Origin of the sequence: Streptomyces sp. NRRL S-495 (assembly GCF_000966955.1) — a bacterium.
GTDB lineage: Bacteria > Actinomycetota > Actinomycetes > Streptomycetales > Streptomycetaceae > Kitasatospora > Kitasatospora purpeofusca.
The window spans coordinates 1-19,102 of sequence record NZ_JZWY01000520.1; the positions used below are offsets into that span (position 1 = coordinate 1).

The 19,102-nt window shown below is 73.8% G+C and carries 19 protein-coding genes; 5 read left to right on the top strand and 14 right to left on the bottom strand.

Annotated features, from left to right (window positions below; translation table 11 throughout):
• Positions 1 to 240: 240 nt before the first annotated feature.
• Positions 241 to 465, top strand: a complete 225-nt coding sequence (locus VR45_RS45915) for a hypothetical protein (protein ID WP_045942208.1) — start codon at positions 241 to 243, stop codon at positions 463 to 465.
• On the opposite strand, the gene VR45_RS42670 is transcribed toward VR45_RS45915, so the two are convergent.
• From VR45_RS42670 to VR45_RS25690, 6 genes are all read right to left on the bottom strand, one after another.
• Entirely contained in the window at positions 381 to 1,079 is a 699-nt protein-coding gene (locus VR45_RS42670; RefSeq protein ID WP_052709367.1) for a DUF6099 family protein, read from the bottom strand. The two genes, VR45_RS45915 and VR45_RS42670, sit on opposite strands and share 85 nt — an antisense overlap.
• Before the next feature lie 159 nt (positions 1,080 to 1,238).
• Entirely contained in the window at positions 1,239 to 1,616 is a 378-nt protein-coding gene (locus tag VR45_RS25670) for a nucleotide pyrophosphohydrolase (RefSeq protein WP_234326153.1), read from the bottom strand.
• Positions 1,613 to 3,097, bottom strand: a complete 1,485-nt coding sequence (locus tag VR45_RS47210) for a hypothetical protein (protein WP_052709368.1) — start codon at positions 3,095 to 3,097, stop codon at positions 1,613 to 1,615. The genes VR45_RS25670 and VR45_RS47210 overlap by 4 nt, the downstream gene beginning before the upstream one ends.
• 141 nt (positions 3,098 to 3,238) lie before the next feature.
• Positions 3,239 to 4,096 carry a putative RNA methyltransferase gene (locus tag VR45_RS25680; protein WP_045942209.1) on the bottom strand — a complete coding sequence of 286 codons (858 nt, stop codon included), beginning with the start codon at positions 4,094 to 4,096 and terminating at the stop codon, positions 3,239 to 3,241.
• 52 nt (positions 4,097 to 4,148) lie between these two features.
• Positions 4,149 to 5,093: a hypothetical protein gene (locus tag VR45_RS25685; protein WP_063772547.1), complete on the bottom strand. Its 945-nt coding sequence runs from the start codon at positions 5,091 to 5,093 to the stop codon at positions 4,149 to 4,151.
• Positions 5,090 to 6,148, bottom strand: a complete 1,059-nt coding sequence (locus tag VR45_RS25690; RefSeq protein ID WP_078896828.1) for a hypothetical protein — start codon at positions 6,146 to 6,148, stop codon at positions 5,090 to 5,092. Before VR45_RS25690 ends, VR45_RS25685 begins: the two co-directional genes overlap by 4 nt.
• A 335-nt stretch (positions 6,149 to 6,483) precedes the next feature.
• Here VR45_RS25690 and VR45_RS25695 point away from each other — a divergent pair, with 335 nt between their 5' ends.
• Positions 6,484 to 7,347: a GNAT family N-acetyltransferase gene (locus VR45_RS25695; protein ID WP_234326155.1), complete on the top strand. Its 864-nt coding sequence runs from the start codon at positions 6,484 to 6,486 to the stop codon at positions 7,345 to 7,347.
• A 22-nt stretch (positions 7,348 to 7,369) separates the two neighbouring features.
• Here the strand turns inward: VR45_RS25695 and VR45_RS25700 are convergent, their stop codons facing one another.
• Both VR45_RS25700 and VR45_RS25705 read right to left on the bottom strand, forming a co-directional pair.
• On the bottom strand, positions 7,370 to 7,792 hold the full coding sequence (locus VR45_RS25700) for a hypothetical protein (protein ID WP_045942211.1): 423 nt from the start codon (positions 7,790 to 7,792) through the stop codon (positions 7,370 to 7,372).
• Positions 7,789 to 8,034 carry a toxin-antitoxin system HicB family antitoxin gene (locus VR45_RS25705; RefSeq protein ID WP_030397363.1) on the bottom strand — a complete coding sequence of 82 codons (246 nt, stop codon included), beginning with the start codon at positions 8,032 to 8,034 and terminating at the stop codon, positions 7,789 to 7,791. The genes VR45_RS25700 and VR45_RS25705 overlap by 4 nt, the downstream gene beginning before the upstream one ends.
• Positions 8,035 to 8,281: 247 nt before the next feature.
• Here VR45_RS25705 and VR45_RS25710 point away from each other — a divergent pair, with 247 nt between their 5' ends.
• The gene (locus VR45_RS25710; RefSeq protein ID WP_149030414.1) at positions 8,282 to 8,479 is read left to right on the top strand and encodes a hypothetical protein; all 198 of its coding nucleotides are present in this window, start codon (positions 8,282 to 8,284) and stop codon (positions 8,477 to 8,479) included.
• Between the two features lie 111 nt (positions 8,480 to 8,590).
• Here the strand turns inward: VR45_RS25710 and VR45_RS25715 are convergent, their stop codons facing one another.
• A complete protein-coding gene (locus tag VR45_RS25715; protein ID WP_045942220.1) occupies positions 8,591 to 9,952 on the bottom strand; it encodes a class I SAM-dependent RNA methyltransferase in 1,362 nt (453 codons plus the stop codon).
• A gap of 431 nt (positions 9,953 to 10,383) precedes the next feature.
• A complete protein-coding gene (locus VR45_RS25720) occupies positions 10,384 to 12,456 on the bottom strand; it encodes an APC family permease (protein ID WP_107084263.1) in 2,073 nt (690 codons plus the stop codon).
• A gap of 251 nt (positions 12,457 to 12,707) precedes the next feature.
• Here VR45_RS25720 and VR45_RS25725 point away from each other — a divergent pair, with 251 nt between their 5' ends.
• Both VR45_RS25725 and VR45_RS25730 read left to right on the top strand, forming a co-directional pair.
• Positions 12,708 to 13,376 carry a TrkA family potassium uptake protein gene (locus VR45_RS25725; RefSeq protein ID WP_045942213.1) on the top strand — a complete coding sequence of 223 codons (669 nt, stop codon included), beginning with the start codon at positions 12,708 to 12,710 and terminating at the stop codon, positions 13,374 to 13,376.
• Positions 13,376 to 14,047, top strand: a complete 672-nt coding sequence (locus tag VR45_RS25730) for a TrkA family potassium uptake protein (protein WP_045942214.1) — start codon at positions 13,376 to 13,378, stop codon at positions 14,045 to 14,047. Before VR45_RS25725 ends, VR45_RS25730 begins: the two co-directional genes overlap by 1 nt.
• Positions 14,048 to 14,131: 84 nt before the next feature.
• On the opposite strand, the gene VR45_RS25735 is transcribed toward VR45_RS25730, so the two are convergent.
• The 4 genes from VR45_RS25735 to VR45_RS25750 form a co-directional block, all read right to left on the bottom strand.
• Positions 14,132 to 14,911 (bottom strand): DUF3159 domain-containing protein, encoded by a 780-nt coding sequence (locus VR45_RS25735; RefSeq protein WP_234326157.1) that lies wholly within the window; start codon positions 14,909 to 14,911, stop codon positions 14,132 to 14,134.
• A gap of 2 nt (positions 14,912 to 14,913) precedes the next feature.
• A complete protein-coding gene (locus VR45_RS25740) occupies positions 14,914 to 15,321 on the bottom strand; it encodes an OB-fold nucleic acid binding domain-containing protein (RefSeq protein ID WP_030397356.1) in 408 nt (135 codons plus the stop codon).
• 119 nt (positions 15,322 to 15,440) lie between these two features.
• Positions 15,441 to 16,121 (bottom strand): response regulator, encoded by a 681-nt coding sequence (locus VR45_RS25745; RefSeq protein ID WP_030397355.1) that lies wholly within the window; start codon positions 16,119 to 16,121, stop codon positions 15,441 to 15,443.
• Positions 16,122 to 16,269: 148 nt separating this feature from the next.
• Positions 16,270 to 18,855, bottom strand: a complete 2,586-nt coding sequence (locus VR45_RS25750) for a sensor histidine kinase KdpD (protein ID WP_045942222.1) — start codon at positions 18,853 to 18,855, stop codon at positions 16,270 to 16,272.
• Positions 18,856 to 19,102: the final 247 nt, after the last annotated feature.

The window sequence follows — 19,102 nt, forward strand, 5'->3', positions numbered from 1 at the left end:
GATGTGTATAAGAGACAGGCCCTCGGCAGCCCTCCGCGCGCCCGGGCGGCCGTAGCCCAGGCCGGTCGGTGGCGGCAAGCCCGGAGTCACCCGGTCGGCCTACCCGTACCGGCGGTTGGACCGCATCGAGTGGTGGCCGGTGACCGCGCGGCGGGGTGTTCGTTGGTTGCAGCGGCGGGGCCGCGTCCGGCCGCCCGCCAACCGCTCCACACCGCACCACCGATCCGAAGAGGTCCCCTCATGTCCGAGCCCTGGTCCGGGGTGTCCACCACCTCGCAGTACCCCACCGCCGACGGGGCGGCGGCGCCGGCCGCCCCGAAGAGCCTGTTGGAGCAGATGCAGGAGCTGCTCGCCTCGGTGACCGCGGACCTCGCCGACCTTCAGGCCATCGGTGCCCGTACCACCTCCCCCGCCCCGACCGCTTCCGCCGGCGGCGAGGACGGCGGGCCCTCCGCCGCCCGCTGACCCGGCGGGTCGAGCCGGAGCACCAGTAACCGCTCCTCGTGCTCCGTCGCCGGTTCGGGGAGCCGTCGGGCCCCGTCCGGCCCGAACGGCTCCCCGGGCCCGCCCTCCGCCGCCCCGCACGGCTCCGCGTCGTGCTCCTCGGGCCGCTCGCCCGCCATCTGCCGTACGGCGTCGAGCAGTTGGCCGACCAGCTGAGTGCACTCCGCTCCCGCGTCGACCCCGTCGATACAGGCCCAGTAGAGGCTTTCGGTGTCGGCCCCGCAGGCCAGCACCACCAGCGTCTCCCCCATGTCACGCAGCAGCCGGCCGAGTTCGTCGAGCATCGGCCCGAACTCCCCGAGCTCGGTGAGCCTTCGGGCCCGGCCGCCCGGCCCGAAGGCGGACGCCGAGGAGGCGCCCTCCTCGGGATGCTCCAGGCAGCAGGCCGCGTGGGTGGCCGCCTCGGCCAGCAGCTGCCCGAGGCCGGAGAGCCCCTCCTCCCCCGATCTGGCGAGCCGGGTGGCCACCGCCTCGGTGAGCAGCGCGGCCTGCCGGGCCTCGGCCAGCACGTCGGGGACGTTCCTGGTCTCCGCCAGGGCGTGCCGGGCGGTCTTGATCAGTCGCAGCGCTTCCACGGCCGGTCACCCCTTCCGTCGCCCGCGCGGCGCTCTGCCGCGCGGTCACGGTGAGAGGGTGCGACGGGGCGAAGGGGTGGCGCATCCTGACTTCGGAAACCTGTGGACAACCCGGGGGCTGTGGACAACTTCGGTCCCCCGCAGGGGTTATGAGCCGTCCTACGGGTTGACTTCCTCGCCCTCGGCGGGGGTGCCGGGGACCGGGAAGCGCAGTTCGTTCCGCTCGATCTTGGCCGCCAGGGCCGTCAGCGGATCGACCCCGACGGCCGTGCAGAACTGGAGCAGGTAGGCGAGCACATCGGCCACCTCGTCCCGCACCCGGTGGGCGCGGTCCGGTTCGGCCATCACGGCGGCCGCCTGCTCGGGGGTGAGCCACTGGAAGATCTCCAGCAGCTCACCGGCCTCCACGGTCAGGGCCGAGGCAAGGTTCTTGGGGGTGTGGAAGGGCTCCCAGCGGCGGGCCGCGGCGAAGTCCACGAGCCGCTGCCGCAGCTCCTCCAGGGTCGGCCCGGCGGGTTCCGTGTGTCGTTCGTTCACCCGTCCAGGTCTACCGCATCGCCCGCCGTCCGGTCGGCCCCGGGGCCCGGCACCCCGGGCTCCGGCGACGCCGACGTCGACCCCGCCGCCGGGCCCGATCCCGCCGCCGACCCCGGCACCGCGCCCGATCCCGAGCCCGGCCCCGAAAGCGCCGGCGCACCGTCGCGCACCGCCTGGACCGGCACCCGCGCCGTCTCCGTCCGCAGCACCGTGAACCCCGAGCCCGGATCTCGCCGGCACTCCACCACCGCCACCCCGGCCGGCAGTTCGCCCGGCCCGCCCAGGGCGTCCCGGGCCGCCGCCGGCTCCTGCAGCGTGGCGAGCACCCGCAGCTGGTTGCGCCCCGACATGTCGCGGGCGAGCCGCAGCAGCGAGGCCGCCTGGTCCGTGGAGAGCCCGGCGCCGAGGTCCTCCGCCAGCACGGTGAGCTGCCGCTGTGCCCACGGCACCTCGGCGGCCACGTCGAGGTCCAGCACGGCGGCGCCGGTGAGCAGCACGGCGGCGAAGGCGAGGTGGCGGAGCATGCCGTCGGAGGCCTGGTCGGCCCCGGTGCGGCCGAGGACGCCCTCGTCGAACACGGCGAGCACCCGCCGGTCGGCGCCGGTGCCGCGGTGGGCGAGGTCGAGGCCGAGCAGCGGGTGCGGGGCGGCGGACTGGACGACGCGCAGCAGCTGCCCGAACCGGCGGCCGCACTCGTTGCCGAGCCGGGCGACGACGGCGGAGATGTTGGCGGCCGAGCTGAGCAGCCTGGCCTCCGGATGGGGGCGGGCCCAGCCCCGCATCAGGGCGGGCACGGGGCAGACGGGGAAGACCTCGCGCAGCGCGGTGAGCAGTTGTTCGGCGGCGGCGAGGACCTTGCGTTCGCCGGGCGAGGATCCGGCGACGCGCAGCGGGATCTGGGCGGTGACCAGGGTGCCGCTGGGGAAGGGGGCGCGGATGTCGCCCTGCCGGGTGTCGTTGTGCCAGCTGACGTTGACACGGTGGTGGCGCAGGTCCTGTTCGCCGGTCTCGACGAGGGTCCGGCCGTCGAGGGTGAGCTGTTCCCTGGCGATGCGGACGGGGCCGTCGGTGCGGATGACGACCTCCAGCGCGATCGGCCCGTCCGGGGAGCGGACGGTGCAGCCGAGGATGAGGGCGTTGCGGCCGTGCGGCACGCACCCGGCGAGGCCGCCGCGGACGGGGGCGGCGAGCGGCCCGGTGGTGCCGGGCCGGCCGTCGAGGGACTCGCCGATCTCCTCGCCGAGGGCGAGTCGGGAGAGGACGGCGAGGGCGTCGAGCGCGTTGGACTTGCCGACGCCGGCGGGGCCGTGCAGCACGGTGAGGGGGGCGAGCGGGAGGGTCGCGCGCCGGTAGGACTTGAAGGAGGTGAGCCGGAGCTCCTCGACGATCGGGCGCCGGGCGGTCGCGGCCGCCGGGCCTGGTTCCGGGGTGCGCTGCTGCGGGTGGGCCGGCACGGCGGGGAGGGTGGCGTCGCGGTTCACCCGTCGGACGTTAGCCGCCGGTCGCGCGGCAGAAACGTGCCTGCCCGGCAGATTCATCCCATCGGGGTGACTCCGGCACGAGGCCGGGACGCCGGGCGGGCGGCCCCGCGCCGCCCCCGCACCGGGGGGCGGCCCGCCGTTTCAGCGCCGGTAGGCGGCGACGGTGACGGACGCCGTCACCTCGACCGGGTCGGGCAGTGCGGCGAGCCGCTCCGCGAGCCGGGCCGGGTCGGTGTGCCAGGCGCTCGGTCCCATGCCGACCACGGTCCGCACGTCCTCGGCGGACAGCCGCATGGTGAACTCGACCTCGCGCCGCCCGGCGGGCGTCAGGTAGGGCCCGAGCTTCTCGTCGATGCGTCGCTGCTTCTCCTCGTCGACCGACAACAGGCCGAGGGTGGCGACGAGTTCGCGCAGGTGCCGGGCGGTGGGCGAGACCAGCAGCAGGGTGCCGCCGGGCCGCAGCACGCGGCGGATCTCGGGTCCGTTGCGCGGGGCGAACACATTGAGGACGAGTCCGGCGGAGGCGTCCAGCAGGGGCAGCGGCCGCCAGGCGTCGCAGACCACAGCGCCGATCCGGGGGTGGGCCCTGGCGGCGCGGCGCAGCGCGTACTTGGAGATGTCGAGGGCGGCGCCGGGCCGGCCGGGCAGGGCGTCCAGGACGTGGGCGAGGTAGTGGCCGGTACCGGCGCCGAGGTCGGCGACCAACTCCCCGGGACTGTCACCACCGGCATCGGCATCGGCGACGGCCGCGACGGCGGCCTCCGCGAGCGCGTCGGCGATCGGCCGGTAGTGGCCGGCGGCGAGGAAGTCGCCCCGGGCGGCGACCATGTCGGCGGTGTCCCCGGTGCCGGTGTGGGCGTCACCCGCGAGCAGGCTGACATAGCCCTGCTTGGCGAGGTCGTGGCTGTGCCCGCCGGGGCAACGCAGGGTGCGCCCGTCGAGGGTGAGCGGCCGCGCGCAGTGCGGGCAGGCCAGGTAGGGCTCGATGTCCTGCAGCAAGGGTCCGTCTTCTCTCGCGGCCCGGTCGTGTGCTCGGGCCGGGAGTGCCAGCCTAACCAGCGGCGGTGCCCGGTCCCGCATCCGCCGGCGCGGGCGTCACGGCGGCGGCGCCGGTGCCGGTGGCGTCCGCCCGCGGGCGAGGGACCCCGGACACCGCCACCCCGGCCGCCGTCCCCGACCTCCCCGCCGCGCCGACGCGCAGGGCGAGCGCGGCGAGCGCCTCGGGCGCCCCGGCCTGCCCCCGGATGCCCGGGAAGGCGTTGACGTCGACGACGACCGGTTCGCCCGGCCCGTCCAGCAGGTCGACGCCGTAGACGTCGAGGCCGAACACCTCCCCGGCCCGCAGCGCCACGGCGGCCCGCTCGGCGGACAGCTCGGCGGGCCCGAACCCGTCGGCGCCATCGGGGAGTTCGGTGTGCTCGGGGCCGGCGAGCTCGGAGCGGCGGCGGGCGCAGAACAGCTGCCCGGCGACGACCCACAGCTTCTGGTCCCAGCCGGTGCTCGGCAGATAGGGCTGGGCGACGACGGGCTCGTCCGGCCACTCCTCGGTGAGGGCCCGCAGCCGGGCCGTGTCGTCGACACGGGCGACGAGGTCGTGGCGGCGGCTGTGCCGGCTCTTGACGACGAGCGGCAGGAGGAGTTCCCCCGCCTCGACCGTCCCGAGCAGTTCGGCGGGGTCGGCGGCGGCGCGGGTGGGCGCGAAGGGCAGTCCGGCCCGCCGGGCGAGTTCGGCCATGGCCAGGCGGTCCTGGCAGAGTTCGGTGGCGGCGGCCGGGTTGACGACGGGCACGCCGCGCTCCTCCAGCCCCCGGGCGAGGGCGAGCGCCGCCGGGGTGTGCGCCTTGAGCAGGTAGACGTCCGCGGGCGGGTCGAACGGCCCGTCCGGACCGGCCGCCGGGTCGAGGGCCTCGACGTGGTGACCGCCCGCGGTCAGCAGCGCGGCGGTCGCGGCGAGCACCGGGTGGTCCGGGGCGGAGGTGATCAGACCGATCCTCATATCGCGCCGCCGACAGGCGCGGCCCCGATGCCACCGACGCCCACACCGCCCACGCCCACACCACCTACGCCCGCACCGCCGACCGCGACCCCACCGCCCCCGAGTCCGCTCGCGACGCCGACACCGACGCCGGCCCCGACCGCCGCACCGCCGCCCTGCGCGGGCATCCGGACCGCCCCGGCCCCCAGCCCGACCGCCTCCAGCCCCGAGGCGTCCAGCGCCACCGCGGGGGCCGTGACCGCCGTGCCGGTGCGGGCCAGCCGCAGCACCGCCCGCGCCACCCGCGCGACCGCGTCCGGCACCTGCCGGAAGCTCGGGAAGTCGTTGATGTCGACGACCACCGGACCGTCCGGCCCGAGCAGTACGTCGACTCCGTAGAGGTCGAGCCCGAACACCTCGCCGACCTGCGCGGCGATCCGCGCGACCTCGGCGGGCAGCGGCACCTGCCGCTCCCGCACCCCCTGGTCGGGGTTGAGCGGCGAGCACCGCTCGGTCGCGTACAGCTCGCCGTCGACGCAGTACACCTTGAGGTCGGTACCGGAGTTGGGCACATAGGGCTGGGCGATCAGCAGGCCCTCGCCGGCCAGCAGGGGGCCGAGTTCGGCGAGGTGCCCGGGGTCGCGGACGAGCCGCACGGCCCGCCCGGAGCTGCCGTCGGCGGGCTTGACGACCAGCGGGTACTCGGCCGCGGGGATCTCGGCGAGCCGTTCCCAGCGGGCGGCCGCGTAGGTGACGGGGACGGGCAGCCCCCGGGTGCGGGCGATCACGGAGGCGAGGGCCTTGTCCCGGACGCCGCGGATGGACCGGACGTCGTTGACGGTGGTGAGGCCGACGGCGGCGGCGGCCTCCAGCAGGGTGAGGCCCGGTCCGCCGGAGACGGTCTTGAGCACCCAGGCGTCGTGGCTGCCGGCCCGGACCGCCTCGGAGATCGCCATCAGCGAGTCGCCGGGGCGCAGCACGTCCACCCGGTGCCCCCACGCGGTGAGTTGGCGTACGACGTCGAGCGGCATGCCGTCGTGCCGGTAGTGCTCCTCCACCAGAAAGCAGAGCCTCATGAGCCAGTCATCCCCCTCGCTTCGCCCAGCGCGGACGTCCGCCGTTCACGCCCGGCAGAGCTGTAAAGGCCCCAGGATGCCACGCGGCCCGTACACAAGATCGCCCAGCCTGTAAGCGTTCGGCAACAATCGCGGTGAAATGCCCGGGCCGAACGGCCGCCGGGCCGCCCCGCAGGTCACGTCCGCACGGGAGCCGGGCGGGACCGGTCGGGGCGTCCGAAATTCCCGGCGGGAACGCGGCGGGCCTGCTTTGATGCACGGCGTGACCTCTCACCGCCGCCCCGGCACAGCCCGACCCGGCCCTCCTCGAAGCGATCGAGGGCTACTACGACGCCGTGCCGCGCAGTTCCGCCCGGGTCGAGGACTTCGGCCCGCTCAGCCTGTTCGTCGCGGAGGGCGCCGGCTGGCCGTACTACGCCCGGCCGGCGCTGGGCCACGAGGGTCCGGCCGTCACCGCGGCGGACGTCCGCCGGGTGCGGGCCCGCCAGCGCGAGCTGGGACTGCCGGAGGCCTTCGAGTGGGTGGCGGAGCACGACCCGCTGCTGCGCGCCGCCGTGGAGGAGGCGGGGCTGACCGTGCACGAGCACCCGCTGCTGGTGCTCGGCCCGCAGGACGGCTACCCGGACGAGCACGGGGTCGGGGACGGGCACGGGCACGGGGACACCTCCGGACCGGACGGCGTATCGGTGCGGGTGCTGGCCGCCGACGACCCGGCCCTCGCCGAGGCGCTGGCCGTTCCGCACCTGGCGTTCGGCGAGCCGGGTACCGGTGTGGGCAGCGCGGGTCCGGCCGAACTGGCCGTGCGGGCCGAGGCGTTGAAGGCCGACGGGACGGCGGAGCGGCTCGCCGGGCGGATCACCGCCGGGAGGACGACGCTCGCGGCGGCGTTCGCGGACGGCACGGCGCTCTGCGCGGGCCAGCACAACCCGGTCGGCGAGGTCACCGAGGTGGCCGGGGTGGGCACCCTCCCCTCGGCACGCCGGCAGGGCCTCGCGCAGGCGGTCACCGCGGCCCTGGTCGCGCACGCCCGGGCCGGCGGGGTGCGGACGGTGTTCCTGTCCGCCGCGGACGAGGACGTGGCCCGGATCTACCGCCGGGCGGGCTTCCGCTCCTTCGCGACGGCACTGATCGCCGAACCGGGAGCCGAACCGGGAGCCGAATCCGGACCGGACACCGAACCGGACGCCGGATCCCACTGAGCCGCTCGACCGCCCCCGCCGCTCACTCCGCGTCGTCGTCGTCCTCGCCGCTGACCTCCTCGTCCTCGGCCTCGTCCACCACCCAGACGGCCAGCCGGTCCGCCACCCCGGAGACGGTCAGCCGCCCCTCGCGGATGGCCCGGGCGAGGCTGCGCACCTCACGGGCGGTGGTGGCCACCGTGCAGCCGCTGGCCACCAGATAGGCGTAGGCGACGGCGGTGGCGAACAGCTCGTTGGTCTTCTCCAGCGCCGGCACCCGGATCAGCTGGTGCATCAGGGCGGCGGCGCGGTCCTGCGGCTCGGGGTAGACGGCGATGTCGAAGATCTCGGCCTGGTGCCGGGCGACGGCGGCGAGCAGCGATCCGTAGTCGGTGACCTGCGGGTCACCGGGCGTGTACTGCTCGGCGGTCATGAGCAGCCACGAGAGGTCGACCTCCAGTTTCAACGGCGCACGTCCTGGAGGTCGGCCTCGCCCCGCTGCTCGCCGAACTCGGCCAGGAAGGCCGTCTCGTACTCCTTCATGAACTGCGCGGCCGCGTCGACGAACACCCGCCCCGCCTCGCCCATGTCCTGCTGGACCAGGCGTTCGATGTACTGGTTCATGCTGATCCCCTGCTGCTCCGCCCGCTCCCGGGCCATCTCCGCGGTGGTGGCGTCCACCCGGACGTTCAGCTGCTTCTTACCCATGAATTCAAGCTAGCGCCGAAGTGCTAGCACAACAAGGGCTCGCGCATCCCGCCGCACGCCCCGCCGGCGTACACCCGCACGCCCCACCGGCACGCCCGCCGTACGCCCCTACCGACTACCCGCTCCCCCGTCGTCCGACGCGCCCGGGCCCGCCGGGAGTGAGACTTGAAGAGTTCTTCACCTTCGGAGACTCTGAAGTGCCCTGAGCATTCCCTGGAGCGGCACCGACCGGTTGTGGAGGCCGGCAATGACAGCCATGTTCGACCAGGAGCTGCGCGAGCAGCTCGACCAGGCCCGCAAGGAACTCGCGGCCGCCCGGGCCGAGGGGGACGCCGACGGCGTCCAGGCGTACGAGGGCCGGATCGCCGGGCTGCTGCGGCTCGCCGCCCAGCACGGCGTCGACCTGCCGCACGACGCCCGGGAAGAGGAGCACAACCTGCCCTGAGCCGCCGCACCGGCCCACGAGACGACGGAGGCGGTACCCGCGCGAACGCCGGGTACCGCCTCCGTCCTGTGCGTGCCGGACCGCCCTGCCGGGCCCGTGCCGCTCCCGTACCTACGCGCCCGCGATCGGCTCCAGGATCGCCACGCACTCGAAGTGGTGCGTCATCGGGAACAGGTCGAACGCCCGCAGCGACACCGGACGGTAGCCGCCCTCGCGGAAGAACCCGAGGTCCCGGGCCAGCGCCGCCGGGTCGCACGCCACGTACGCGATCCGGCGGGCGCCGAGACCGGCCAGGTGCGCGACGGTCTCCCGCCCGGCCCCCGCGCGCGGCGGGTCGAGCACGATGAGGTCGGTGGCGGTGATGCCGGTGCGCGGCAGCAGCGCCTCCACCCGGTCGCACTCGATCTGGACGTTCTCCAGCGCGGCCAGGTTGTGCCGGGCGTCGGCCACCGCCTGCTTGCCGGACTCGATGCCGAGCACCGCCCCGTCCTCGCCGACCCGGTCGGCCAGCGCGCCCGCGAACAGGCCCACCCCGCAGTACAGGTCGAGCGCGTTCTCGCCCCACTGCGGGTCCAGCCCGTCCAGGACGGCGTCGACCAGCGTGTCCGGGGCCTCGGGGTGGATCTGCCAGAAGCCGCCGTCGCTGACCCGCCAGGTCCGCCCGGCGGCGCGCTCGCGGACGAAGTTCCGGCCGTGCACCCGGTGGGTGTTGCCCTGCTCGTCGATGCGGCTGATGGAGACCGGCCGGTCCAGCTCGACCAGCGGCAGCTGGGCGCCCGGGGCCGGGGTGAGCACCACCTGGCGGTCGGAGGAGCCGGCCGCGGCGATGACCTCGACCGAGGCGACGCCCGGCCAGTCGTGCGCCTCCACGCCCAGCTCGGTGACGCCCTCGGTGGCGATCAGGCAGCGGTCGATCGGCTGGATGTCGTGCGAGCGGTGCTTGCGCAGTCCGACCTTGCCGGTGCCCGGGTCGACGGCGTACTGGATCCGGCTGCGCCAGGCCGGCACCTGTCCGGCCGGCAGCTTGTCGCCGACCGGCTCGACGCTGCCGTCCCAGCCGGCCTCGGCCGGGGTCAGGCCCGCCAGCTTGGCCAGCTGCTCGGTCAGCACCTGCACCTTGAGCTTGCGCTGGCCGCCGGGCGTCACATGCTGCCAGTCGCAGCCGCCGCACTTGCCGGGCCCGGAGAACGGGCACGGCGGGGCGATCCGCTCCTTGGCGGGCTCCAGCACCTCGACCGCGTCGGCGCGCAGGAAGCGCGAGGAGGAGGTGCCCTCGGTGACCTGGACGATCACCTTCTCGCCCGGCAGCGTGTGCCGGACGAACAGCACCCGGCCCTCGTGCCGCGCCACGCAGTGCCCGCCGCCGTGGGCGACCGGACCGACCTCGACCTCGTAGCGCTCGCCGATCAGCGAGTCGCCGGCGGGCGCCTTGGGCGCGGACTCGGCGCGGGGCGCGCGGGCGGTGGAGCGCAGCGCGCGGGGCGGGCGCACGGCCTGCTTGCGCGGGCGCGCGCCGTCCTTCGACCGGTCGCCCGACTGCCCCTGCTGGCCCGAACGGTCGGAACGGTCGGAACGGTCCGGGCGGTCCGAACGGCCGTCCCGCTCGCCGCGCGGCGCACGCTCGGCCCGGTCCGACCGCCCGGCGCTCCCGGACCGCTCGGCACGCTCAGTACGCCCGGCCTTCTCCGGCCGGTCGGTGCGCTCAGCACGCTCAGTGCGCTCCGGAGCGCGCTCCTCCGGCGCGAGCGGCGCCGTCCGCGCGGTGAATCCGTCGCGGTCGGTCGCCTCCGGCCGCTGCGGCTTGCCCCAGCGGGGCCGGGCGACCTGCCCCGGCCGGCCGGACGAACCGCCCTTGCGGGCACCCTTGCCGGAGGAGCCGTTGGAACGAGACGGGGTGTTGCGGGTCACTGGGAGGAGTCCTTCTTGCCGCTGTCAGCCGACCCGGCGGGCTTCGCCGAGACTTCCGACTTTACGGCCTTCGGCGCCCGGGGCTCACCACGTCGCACCGCACCCGGCGCCGACCAGGCCTTCTGCGGCTGGCGCCGCTCGGACGACTCCAGCTGCCACGGCACCGAGGTCACCATCACACCCGGCTTGAACAGCAGCCGGCCCTTCAGCCGCAGCGCGCTCTGGTTGTGCAGCAGGTGCTCGTACCAGTGGCCGACCACGTACTCCGGGATGTACACCGAGACCACGTCGCGCGGGCTGCTGCGGCGCAGGTTCTTCACGTAGTCCAGCACCGGCGCGGTGATCTCCCGGTACGGCGAGTCCAGGACCTTCAGCGGCACCTCGATGCCGCGCTCGTCCCACTCCGCGCGCAGCGCCGCGGTGTCCGCCGGATCGACGTTCACGGTCACCGCCTCCAGGGTGTGCGCCCGGGCGAGCCGCGCGTACGCCAGCGCGCGCAGCGCCGGCTTGTGCAGCTTGGAGACCAGGACGATGGCGTGCACCCGGGTGGGCAGCACCACGTCGTCCGGCTCCTCGGCGGCGACCAGCTCCGCCGACACCCGGTCGTAGTGCCGGCGGATCGCCTTCATCATCACGAACAGCACGACCATCGCCGCGATCGCGATCCAGGCGTGGCTGATCTTGGTGGCGAGCACGACGATCAGCACGGCCATGGTCATCACCAGACCGAAGGTGTTGATCGCCCGGCTGCGCTGCATGTGGCGGCGCTTGGCCGGGTCGGTCTCGGTGCGCAGGTGCCTGGTCCAGTGCCGGATCATGCCGGACTGGCTCATGTTGAACGACACGAAGACGCCGACGATGTAGAGCTGGATCAGCCTGGTCGGGTCCGCGTCGAAGGCGATGATGAACAGGATCGCGGCCAGCGCCAGCAGGATGATGCCGTTGGAGAAGGCCAGCCGGTCGCCGCGGGTGTGCAGCTGGCGCGGCAGGTAGCGGTCCTGGGCCAGGATCGAGCCCAGCACCGGGAAGCCGTTGAACGCGGTGTTCGCGGCCAGCACCAGGATCAGGCCGGTCACGGCGGCGACGAAGTAGAAGCCCGGCGTGAAGTTGGAGAACACGGCCTCGCTGATCTGCGCCAGCGCGGTCTTCTGGTGGTAGTCGCCGGGCACGCCGACCAACTGCTCCGCGGGCTCCTCGGCCATCTGGACGCCGGTCAGCCGGGCCAGCCAGATGATGCCCATGAACATCACGACCGCGATGCTGGCCATCATCAGCAGGGTGGTCGCCGCGTTCTTGCTCTTCGGCTTGCGGAACGCGGGCACGCCGTTGGAGATCGCCTCCACGCCGGTCAGCGCCGCACAGCCCGAGGAGAACGCCTTGAGCAACAGGAACACCATGGCGAAGCCCGCCAGGGACTCGTTCCCGGCGGTCGGTTCCAGGTGGAAGCCGGCGCTCTCGGCGGGCATGTCCTGCCCCAGGCCGAAGTGCCGGACCACGCCGTACACCACCATGCCGAGCACGCCGACCATGAAGGCGTAGGTCGGGACGGCGAAGGCCGAACCGGACTCCCGGACGCCGCGCAGGTTCATGCCCATCAGCACGATGACCACGACGACCGACAGCGTCAGCTCGTGGCCGCGCAGCGCCGGCACCGCCGACACCACGTTGGCCACGCCCGAGGTGGTGGAGACCGCGACGGTGAGGATGTAGTCGACCATCAGCGCGCTCGCGACCACCAGGCCGGAGTTGGGGCCGTGGTTCACGGTGGCGACCTCGTAGTCGCCGCCGCCGCTCGGGTAGGCATGCACGTTCTGCCGGTAGGAGGCCACCACGGCGAGCATGACGATGGCGACGACGACGCCGATCTGCCACGAGAAGTGGATGGCCGAGGCACCCGCCAGGGAGAGTGTCAGCAGGATCTCCTCGGGCGCGTACGCGACCGAGGAGAGCGCGTCCGAGGCGAAGACGGGCAGCGCGATGCGCTTGGGGAGCAGAGTCTCCCCCAGCTTGTCGCTGCGCAACGCACGCCCGATCAGGATGCGTTTCGGTAGGTCAGTCGGCATAGGCACGTTAAGGAATCGTAGGGGTAGTCGACGCCGGGGTCCGAAGGGCCACCCCCTTGCCGCCCGTCGGGGTGCCCCTTCGTCGCGACTGTGTTCGGTGGACCGGCTAGCGTGTCGGATACGAGCAGGGCGGCAACACTCAGGTTGTCGTACCTAGCCCCACGAGGACGCCCACCCCGGACACCGGGGCGGGGAAACGGAGATTGAGCGGTGTTTGCGCAGGTCATGGCCCCAACGGGACGGGTGAGGTAGCGCCGGTGCACATCGTCATCATGGGCTGCGGCCGGGTGGGCTCCGCGCTCGCCCGCGCACTGGAGAAACAGGGTCACTCGGTGGCCGTGGTCGACCAGGACCCGACGTCGTTCCGCCGGCTGGGTGCCGGGTTCAACGGGCGCCGGGTGACCGGGGTCGGCTTCGACCAGGACACCCTGAAGGAGGCGGGCATCGAGGAGGCCGGCGCCTTCGCCGCCGTCTCCAGCGGTGACAACTCCAACATCATCGCCGCCCGGGTGGCCCGCGAGAACTTCGGTGTGGAGAACGTCGCGGCCCGGATCTACGACCCCCGTCGCGCCGAGGTCTACCAGCGCCTGGGCATCCCGACCGTCGCCACCGTCCGCTGGACGGCGGACCAGATGCTGCGCCGGCTGCTGCCGAGCGGCTCCGAGCCGCTCTGGCAGGACCCGAGCGGCGCCGTCCAGCTCGCCGAGGTCGCCTACAACCCGGAGTGGGTCGGCCACCGGCTGAGCGAGCTGGAGGAGGCCTCCGGCACCCGGGTGGCGTTCCTCACCCGGCTCGGCGAGGGCGTGCTGCCCTCGTCCCAGATGGTGGTTCAGGAGGGCGACCTGGTGCACGTGATGCTGCGCCGCGCCGACCTGACGACGGTCGAGGCCGCGTTCGCGCGGGGCCCTGAGCAGGAGGGCCACTGATGCGCGTAGCCATTGCCGGAGCCGGCGCCGTCGGCCGCTCGATCGCGGGCGAGCTGCTGGAGAACGGCCACGAGGTCCTGCTGATCGACAAGAACCCGAACTCCATCTCGGTGGAACGGGTGCCCATGGCCGAGTGGCTGCTGGCCGACGCCTGCGAGATCACCTCGCTCGACGAGGCGGCGCTGCAGCGCTGCCACGTGGTGATCGCCGCGACCGGCGACGACAAGGTCAACCTGGTCGTCTCGCTGCTCGCGAAGACCGAGTACGGGGTGCCCCGAGTGGTCGCCCGGGTGAACAACCCGAAGAACGAGTGGCTCTTCAACGAGTCCTGGGGCGTGGACGTCGCCGTCTCCACCCCGCGCCTGATGTCCGCCCTGGTCGAGGAGGCCGTCAGCGTCGGCGACCTGGTCCGGCTGATGCGCTTCAGCCAGGGCAACGCCAACCTGGTCGAGCTGACCCTCGCCTCCGACACCGAGCTGGTCGGCACCCGGGTCGGCGACGTGGCGTGGCCGCAGGACACCGCCCTGGTGACGATCATCCGCGAGGGCCGGGTACTGGTACCGGGCAAGGACGACACCCTGGAGGGCGGCGACGAGCTGCTCTTCGTGGCAGCCCAGGAGCGCGAGGAGGAGCTGGAGGACCTGCTCTCCAGCTCCCCGGGCGCCCAGTAGCACCGCCGTACGGGAAACGGCCGGGGGCCCGCACTCTTCGTGAGTGCGGGCCCCCGGCCGTTCCTGCCGTGCGTGCCGGTCCGGTCAGTTCCTGCGGGCCGGACCGCCCGCGGAGTGCTCGTGGCCGGGCTGCTCTTGCCCCGGCTCCGTCCCCGGCTCCTCGTCCAGCTGCGCCTTGATCGGCGGCGGCGCCTTCAGCAGGATCTGCCAGGTCACGTACATCGCCAGCAGCAGCGGCGGGATGCCCAGGGCGACCTTGAGCCAGCCCAGCAGATTGACGTTGTGGGTGAAGTACAGCGGGAAGAGGATCAGCGGCTTGATGCCCATGATCACCACCCAGGCCCAGGTGGCCTTGGTGTAGGCGGCCAGCCGGCCCGGGTTCTCCTTGCGCCAGGTGAACATCTCACCGGTCACCGGGCCGAGCATGATGCCGATCAGCGGCCAGCGGACCAGCGCCGACACGGCCAGGCCCACGCAGTAGCCGACGTTCCAGAGCAGGCCGGGCAGGTAGAAGTTCTCCGCCTTGCCGGTCTTCATCGAGATCCAGGCACCGATCGCGACGCCGAACACCCCGCTGAAGGCGTGCTGGACGGTCTCCCGCTTCAGCAGCCGCGCCACCACGAACAGCGCGCTCAGGGCCAGCGCCGCCCAAGCGGCCGCCGGCACCTTGTGGGTGATGTTGTAGGTGACGATGAAGACCAGACCGGGCAGGGTCATGTCGATCATGCCCCGGACCCCGCCGAACGCCTTCATCACCGTGTCGGCGGCCTCCCGCGAGGCCTGCGCCTGACGGGCGGCCTCGTCGGCGTCGATCTCCGCCAGGTCGAGCTGGGCGGCGGAATCGCCGCCGGACTGCTTGCTCACGCTCATTCGCTCCCGTGTCCGACCGGACGCAGCTCGTAGCGGGGGTTGAACAGCACCCGCCGACCGCGCGCATGACTGATCCGGCCGCTGGCGACCAGACGGCGCCCCGGCTCGATGCCCATGATGGAGCGGCGCCCGAGCCAGACCACGTCCAGCGCCTCGGTACCGTCGAAGAGCTCCGCCTCCAGGGCGGGCACGCCGGCCCTCGGGCGCAGCGTCACGGTGCGCAGGGTGCCCGCGACGGTGACCAGTTCCCGGTCCCCGCAGCTGGCGATCGGGGTACAGCCCGACTCCGCCGCGATCTCCTGACGCAGCTCCTCGGCCTGGAGCTCCTCCGCGGAGGAGGTCAGCCGACTGAGCATGCGGCGGAAGCGCCCCTGTGGCTGGCCGCTGCTGTTGTCACCACTCATGTCGGAAGGGTACCGGTTCCGGGGCCCCCGGCGGCAGGCCGCGCAAGCCGCCCGGGGCCCCGGCGGGCTCCTCCGGACGCCCCGCGGCGGCCGTCGGACGCACCCGGAGGGCCGCCCGCTCACGCCTCGAAGCGGTAGCCCATCCCCGGCTCGGTGATGAAGTGGCGCGGGTGGGAGGGGTCCCGTTCGAGCTTGCGCCGCAGCTGGGCGAGGTACACCCGCAGATAGTTCGTCTCGGTGCGGTAGGCCGGTCCCCACACCTCCTGGAGCAGCTGGGTCTGGCTGACCAGGCGGCCCGCGTTGCGGACCAGGACCTCCAACAGATGCCACTCGGTCGGGGTAAGGCGGATGTCGCCGCCGTCCCGGTTCACCTTCTTCGCCGCCAGGTCGACGGTGAAGCTCTCGGTGACCACCACCGAGTCGTCCTCCCCCGCGACCGGCTCGGCCCGGCGGACGGCGGCCCGCATCCGGGCGAGCAGTTCGTCCATGCCGAAGGGCTTGGTGACGTAGTCGTCGGCGCCCGCGTCCAGGGCCTCGACCTTCTCGTCGGAGGCGTGCCGGGCCGAGAGCACGATGATCGGCACCCGGGTCCAGCCGCGCAGGCCCCTGATCACCTCGACCCCGTCCATGTCGGGCAGGCCGAGGTCGAGCACGACGACGTCGGGATGGCGGGCGGCGGCGAGCTCCAGGGCGCTCGCGCCGTCGTGCGCCGCGTCGACCTCGTACTTGCGGGCCTTGAGGTTGATCACCAGCGCGCGGACGATCTGCGGTTCGTCGTCCACGACGAGGACCCGGGTCATGCGGGCTCCGCCTTTCGGGGCAGTCGGATCGGGAGGTGGTCGTCGGGCAAGCGGTCGTTCGGCGCCCGGCCTTCGGGCAACCGGTCGCCGGGAAGGCGGTCGTGCGGAGGGAGCCGTCCGGCACCGGAGGCTCCCGGGGCGGAGGCGGTCATGCGGGAGCCGCGGGAAGCTCGGGCCCCGGCGCGTCCCCCGGCCCGGGCACACGCTCGGCGGCCGGCAGGGTGACCACCATGGTCAGCCCGCCGCCCGGGGTGTCCTCGGCGGTCACGGACCCGTTCATCGCCTCGACGAAACCCCGCGCCACCGCGAGCCCCAGCCCCACCCCGGCGCCGCGCGGCGCGTCTCCGTAGCGCTGGAAGGGCGCGAAGATCCGCTCCTTGGCATCCTCCGGCACCCCCGGCCCCCGGTCCACGATCCGCAGCTCGACCCGGCCCGGCTCGCCCGGCGGCCGCAGGGCACCGGCCTTGACCAGCACCTTCACTCCCTCCGGGCTGTACTTCACGGCGTTCTCGATCAGATTGGCGAGCGAGCGCTCCAGCAGCCCGCCGTCCGCCAGGATCATCGGCAGGGTCTCCGGCACGTCCAGCCGGACGGCGCCCGGCGGGACACCGCCCAGCGCGAACGGCACCACCTCGTCCAGATCGGTCTCCTGGATCAGCGGCGTGACCGTACCGGTCTGCAGCCGGCTCATGTCGAGCAGATTGTTGATCAGGTGGTCGAGCCGGTCCGCCCCCGCCTCGATACCGGCCAGCAGCTCCGCCTCGTCCGCCTCGTCCCATTCCACGTCCGCCGAGCGGAGCGAGCTCACCGAGGCCTTGATCCCGGCCAGCGGGGTCCGCAGATCGTGCGAGACCGCCGCCAGCAGCGCGGTCCGGATCCGGTTGCCCTCCGCCTCGCGGCGCGCGGCCGCCGCCTCCCCCGCCAGCCGCCGGCGCTCCAGCACCACGGCCGCCTGGGCCGCGAACGCCCCGAGCAGCCGCCGGTCCTCGCCCGGCAGCACCCGGCCCCGCAGCGCCAGGGCCAGGTTCTCCCCGACCGGCACGTCGACGTCGGCCGTCTCCGGCCGCTCCGGCGGACGCGGGCCCGCCGTCGCCACCGGGTGCCACGCCCCGAGCGGGTCGGGCCGCTCCAGCAGCGCCGCCGATTCCTGCTGGAAGGTCTCCCGGACCTGCTCCAGCAGCGCGGTCAGCACCCCGTCCCCGCTGGGCGCCCCGCGCAGGACCGTGCCCGCCAGCGCGCTGAGCGTCTGCGCCTCGGTCTGGCTGCGGGCCGCCTGATGGGTCCGCCGGGCCGCCAGGTCGACCACCGAGGCCACGGCGATGCCGACGGCGGTGAATATCGCCACCGCCAGGATGTTCTGCGGCTCGTCGATCGTGAAGGTGTGGATCGGTGGGGCGAAGTAGTAATTCAGCGCCGAGGAGCTGACCAGCGCCGAGGCCACCGCCGGGTACAGGCCGCCCACCAGCGCCGCGCACACCGTCAGTGACAGGAACAGCAGCATGTCCGTGGTCAGGCCGAGACCGTCCACATTGATCAGCAGCAGCGCCAGCAACGGCGGCCCCGCCACCCCGATCAGCCAGCCCGCGACCGTCCGCGTCCGGCCGAGATCGGTCACCCTGCGGATCGGAATCCGCCCCCGGCCCTTCGCCTCGTGCTCGTGGGTGACGATGTGCACATCGATGTCGCCCGACTCCCGGGTCACCGTGCCGCTCACACCGGGCCCGTAGATGTACTGCCAGGCCGGGCGGCGGCTGGTGCCCAGCACGATCTGGGTCGCGTTCACCCCCCGCGCGAACTCCAGCAGTCCGGCAGCCGGATCGTCCCCCAGCACCGCGTGGTACGAACCCCCCAGGCCCTCCACCAGCGCCCGCTGCTCGATCAGCGTCTGCGACGACCCCGAGCCGGACCCGGCCAGCCCGTCCGAGCGGGAGATGTGCACGGCCAGCAGCTCGCCGCCGGATCCGCGGGCCGCGATCCGGGCCGCCCGGCGGATCAGCGTGGCACCCTCCGGACCACCCGTCAGACCGACCACGATCCGCTCGCGCGCCTGCCAGGTGCCCTTGATCCCCTGCTCGGCCCGGTACTTCTGCAGGTACTCGTCGACCCGGTCGGCCGTCCACAGCAGCGCCAGCTCCCGCAGTGCCGTCAGGTTCCCCGGCCGGAAGTAGTTGGCGAGCGCCGCGTCGACCTTCTCCGGCGCGTACACATTGCCGTGCGCGAGCCGGCGCCGCAGCGCCTGCGGCGACATGTCGACCAGCTCGATCTGATCCGCCCGGCGCACCACCTCGTCCGGCACGGTCTCCCGCTGCCGCACCCCGGTGATGCCCTCGACGACGTCCCCGAGCGACTCCAGGTGCTGGATGTTCACCGTCGAGACGACATCGATCCCGGCCGCGAGCAGCTCCTCGACGTCCTGCCAGCGCTTCTCGTTCCGGCACCCCGGCACATTGGTGTGCGCCAGCTCGTCCACCAGCGCCACCTGCGGCCGGCGTGCCAGCAGCGCGTCCAGGTCCAGCTCCGTGAACACGGCCCCGCGGTGCGTCAGCTCCCGCCGCGGCACCAGCTCGAGACCCGCCACCCGTGCCGCCGTGTGCCGGCGCCCGTGGTCCTCGACGAACGCCACCACCACGTCCGTGCCACGCTCCAGCCGCCGGTGCGCCTCGGCGAGCATGGCGTACGTCTTGCCGACCCCGGGGGCCGCCCCGAGGTAGATCCGTAGCCTGCCGCGTCCCATGTGCACCATTCTTGATCCGACCGAAGCTGGCGGCCATCCCGGACACCAGTTCCCTTCGCCTTCGAGACTACGGCGAAGACGTCGCTTTGCCAGCGATCCGGGCCTTGAGCTGGGAGTTTTAGCGCCATTTTGATGGGGCTCCGCAGGCCGCCGTGCCCGCCGGGGCAGCACCCGGGCCATCGCCGGGCGGCCGGGCGGCCGAATTCTCGGTTTCTCGGTGCACCGGACGCAGCAATACGGGCAGCAA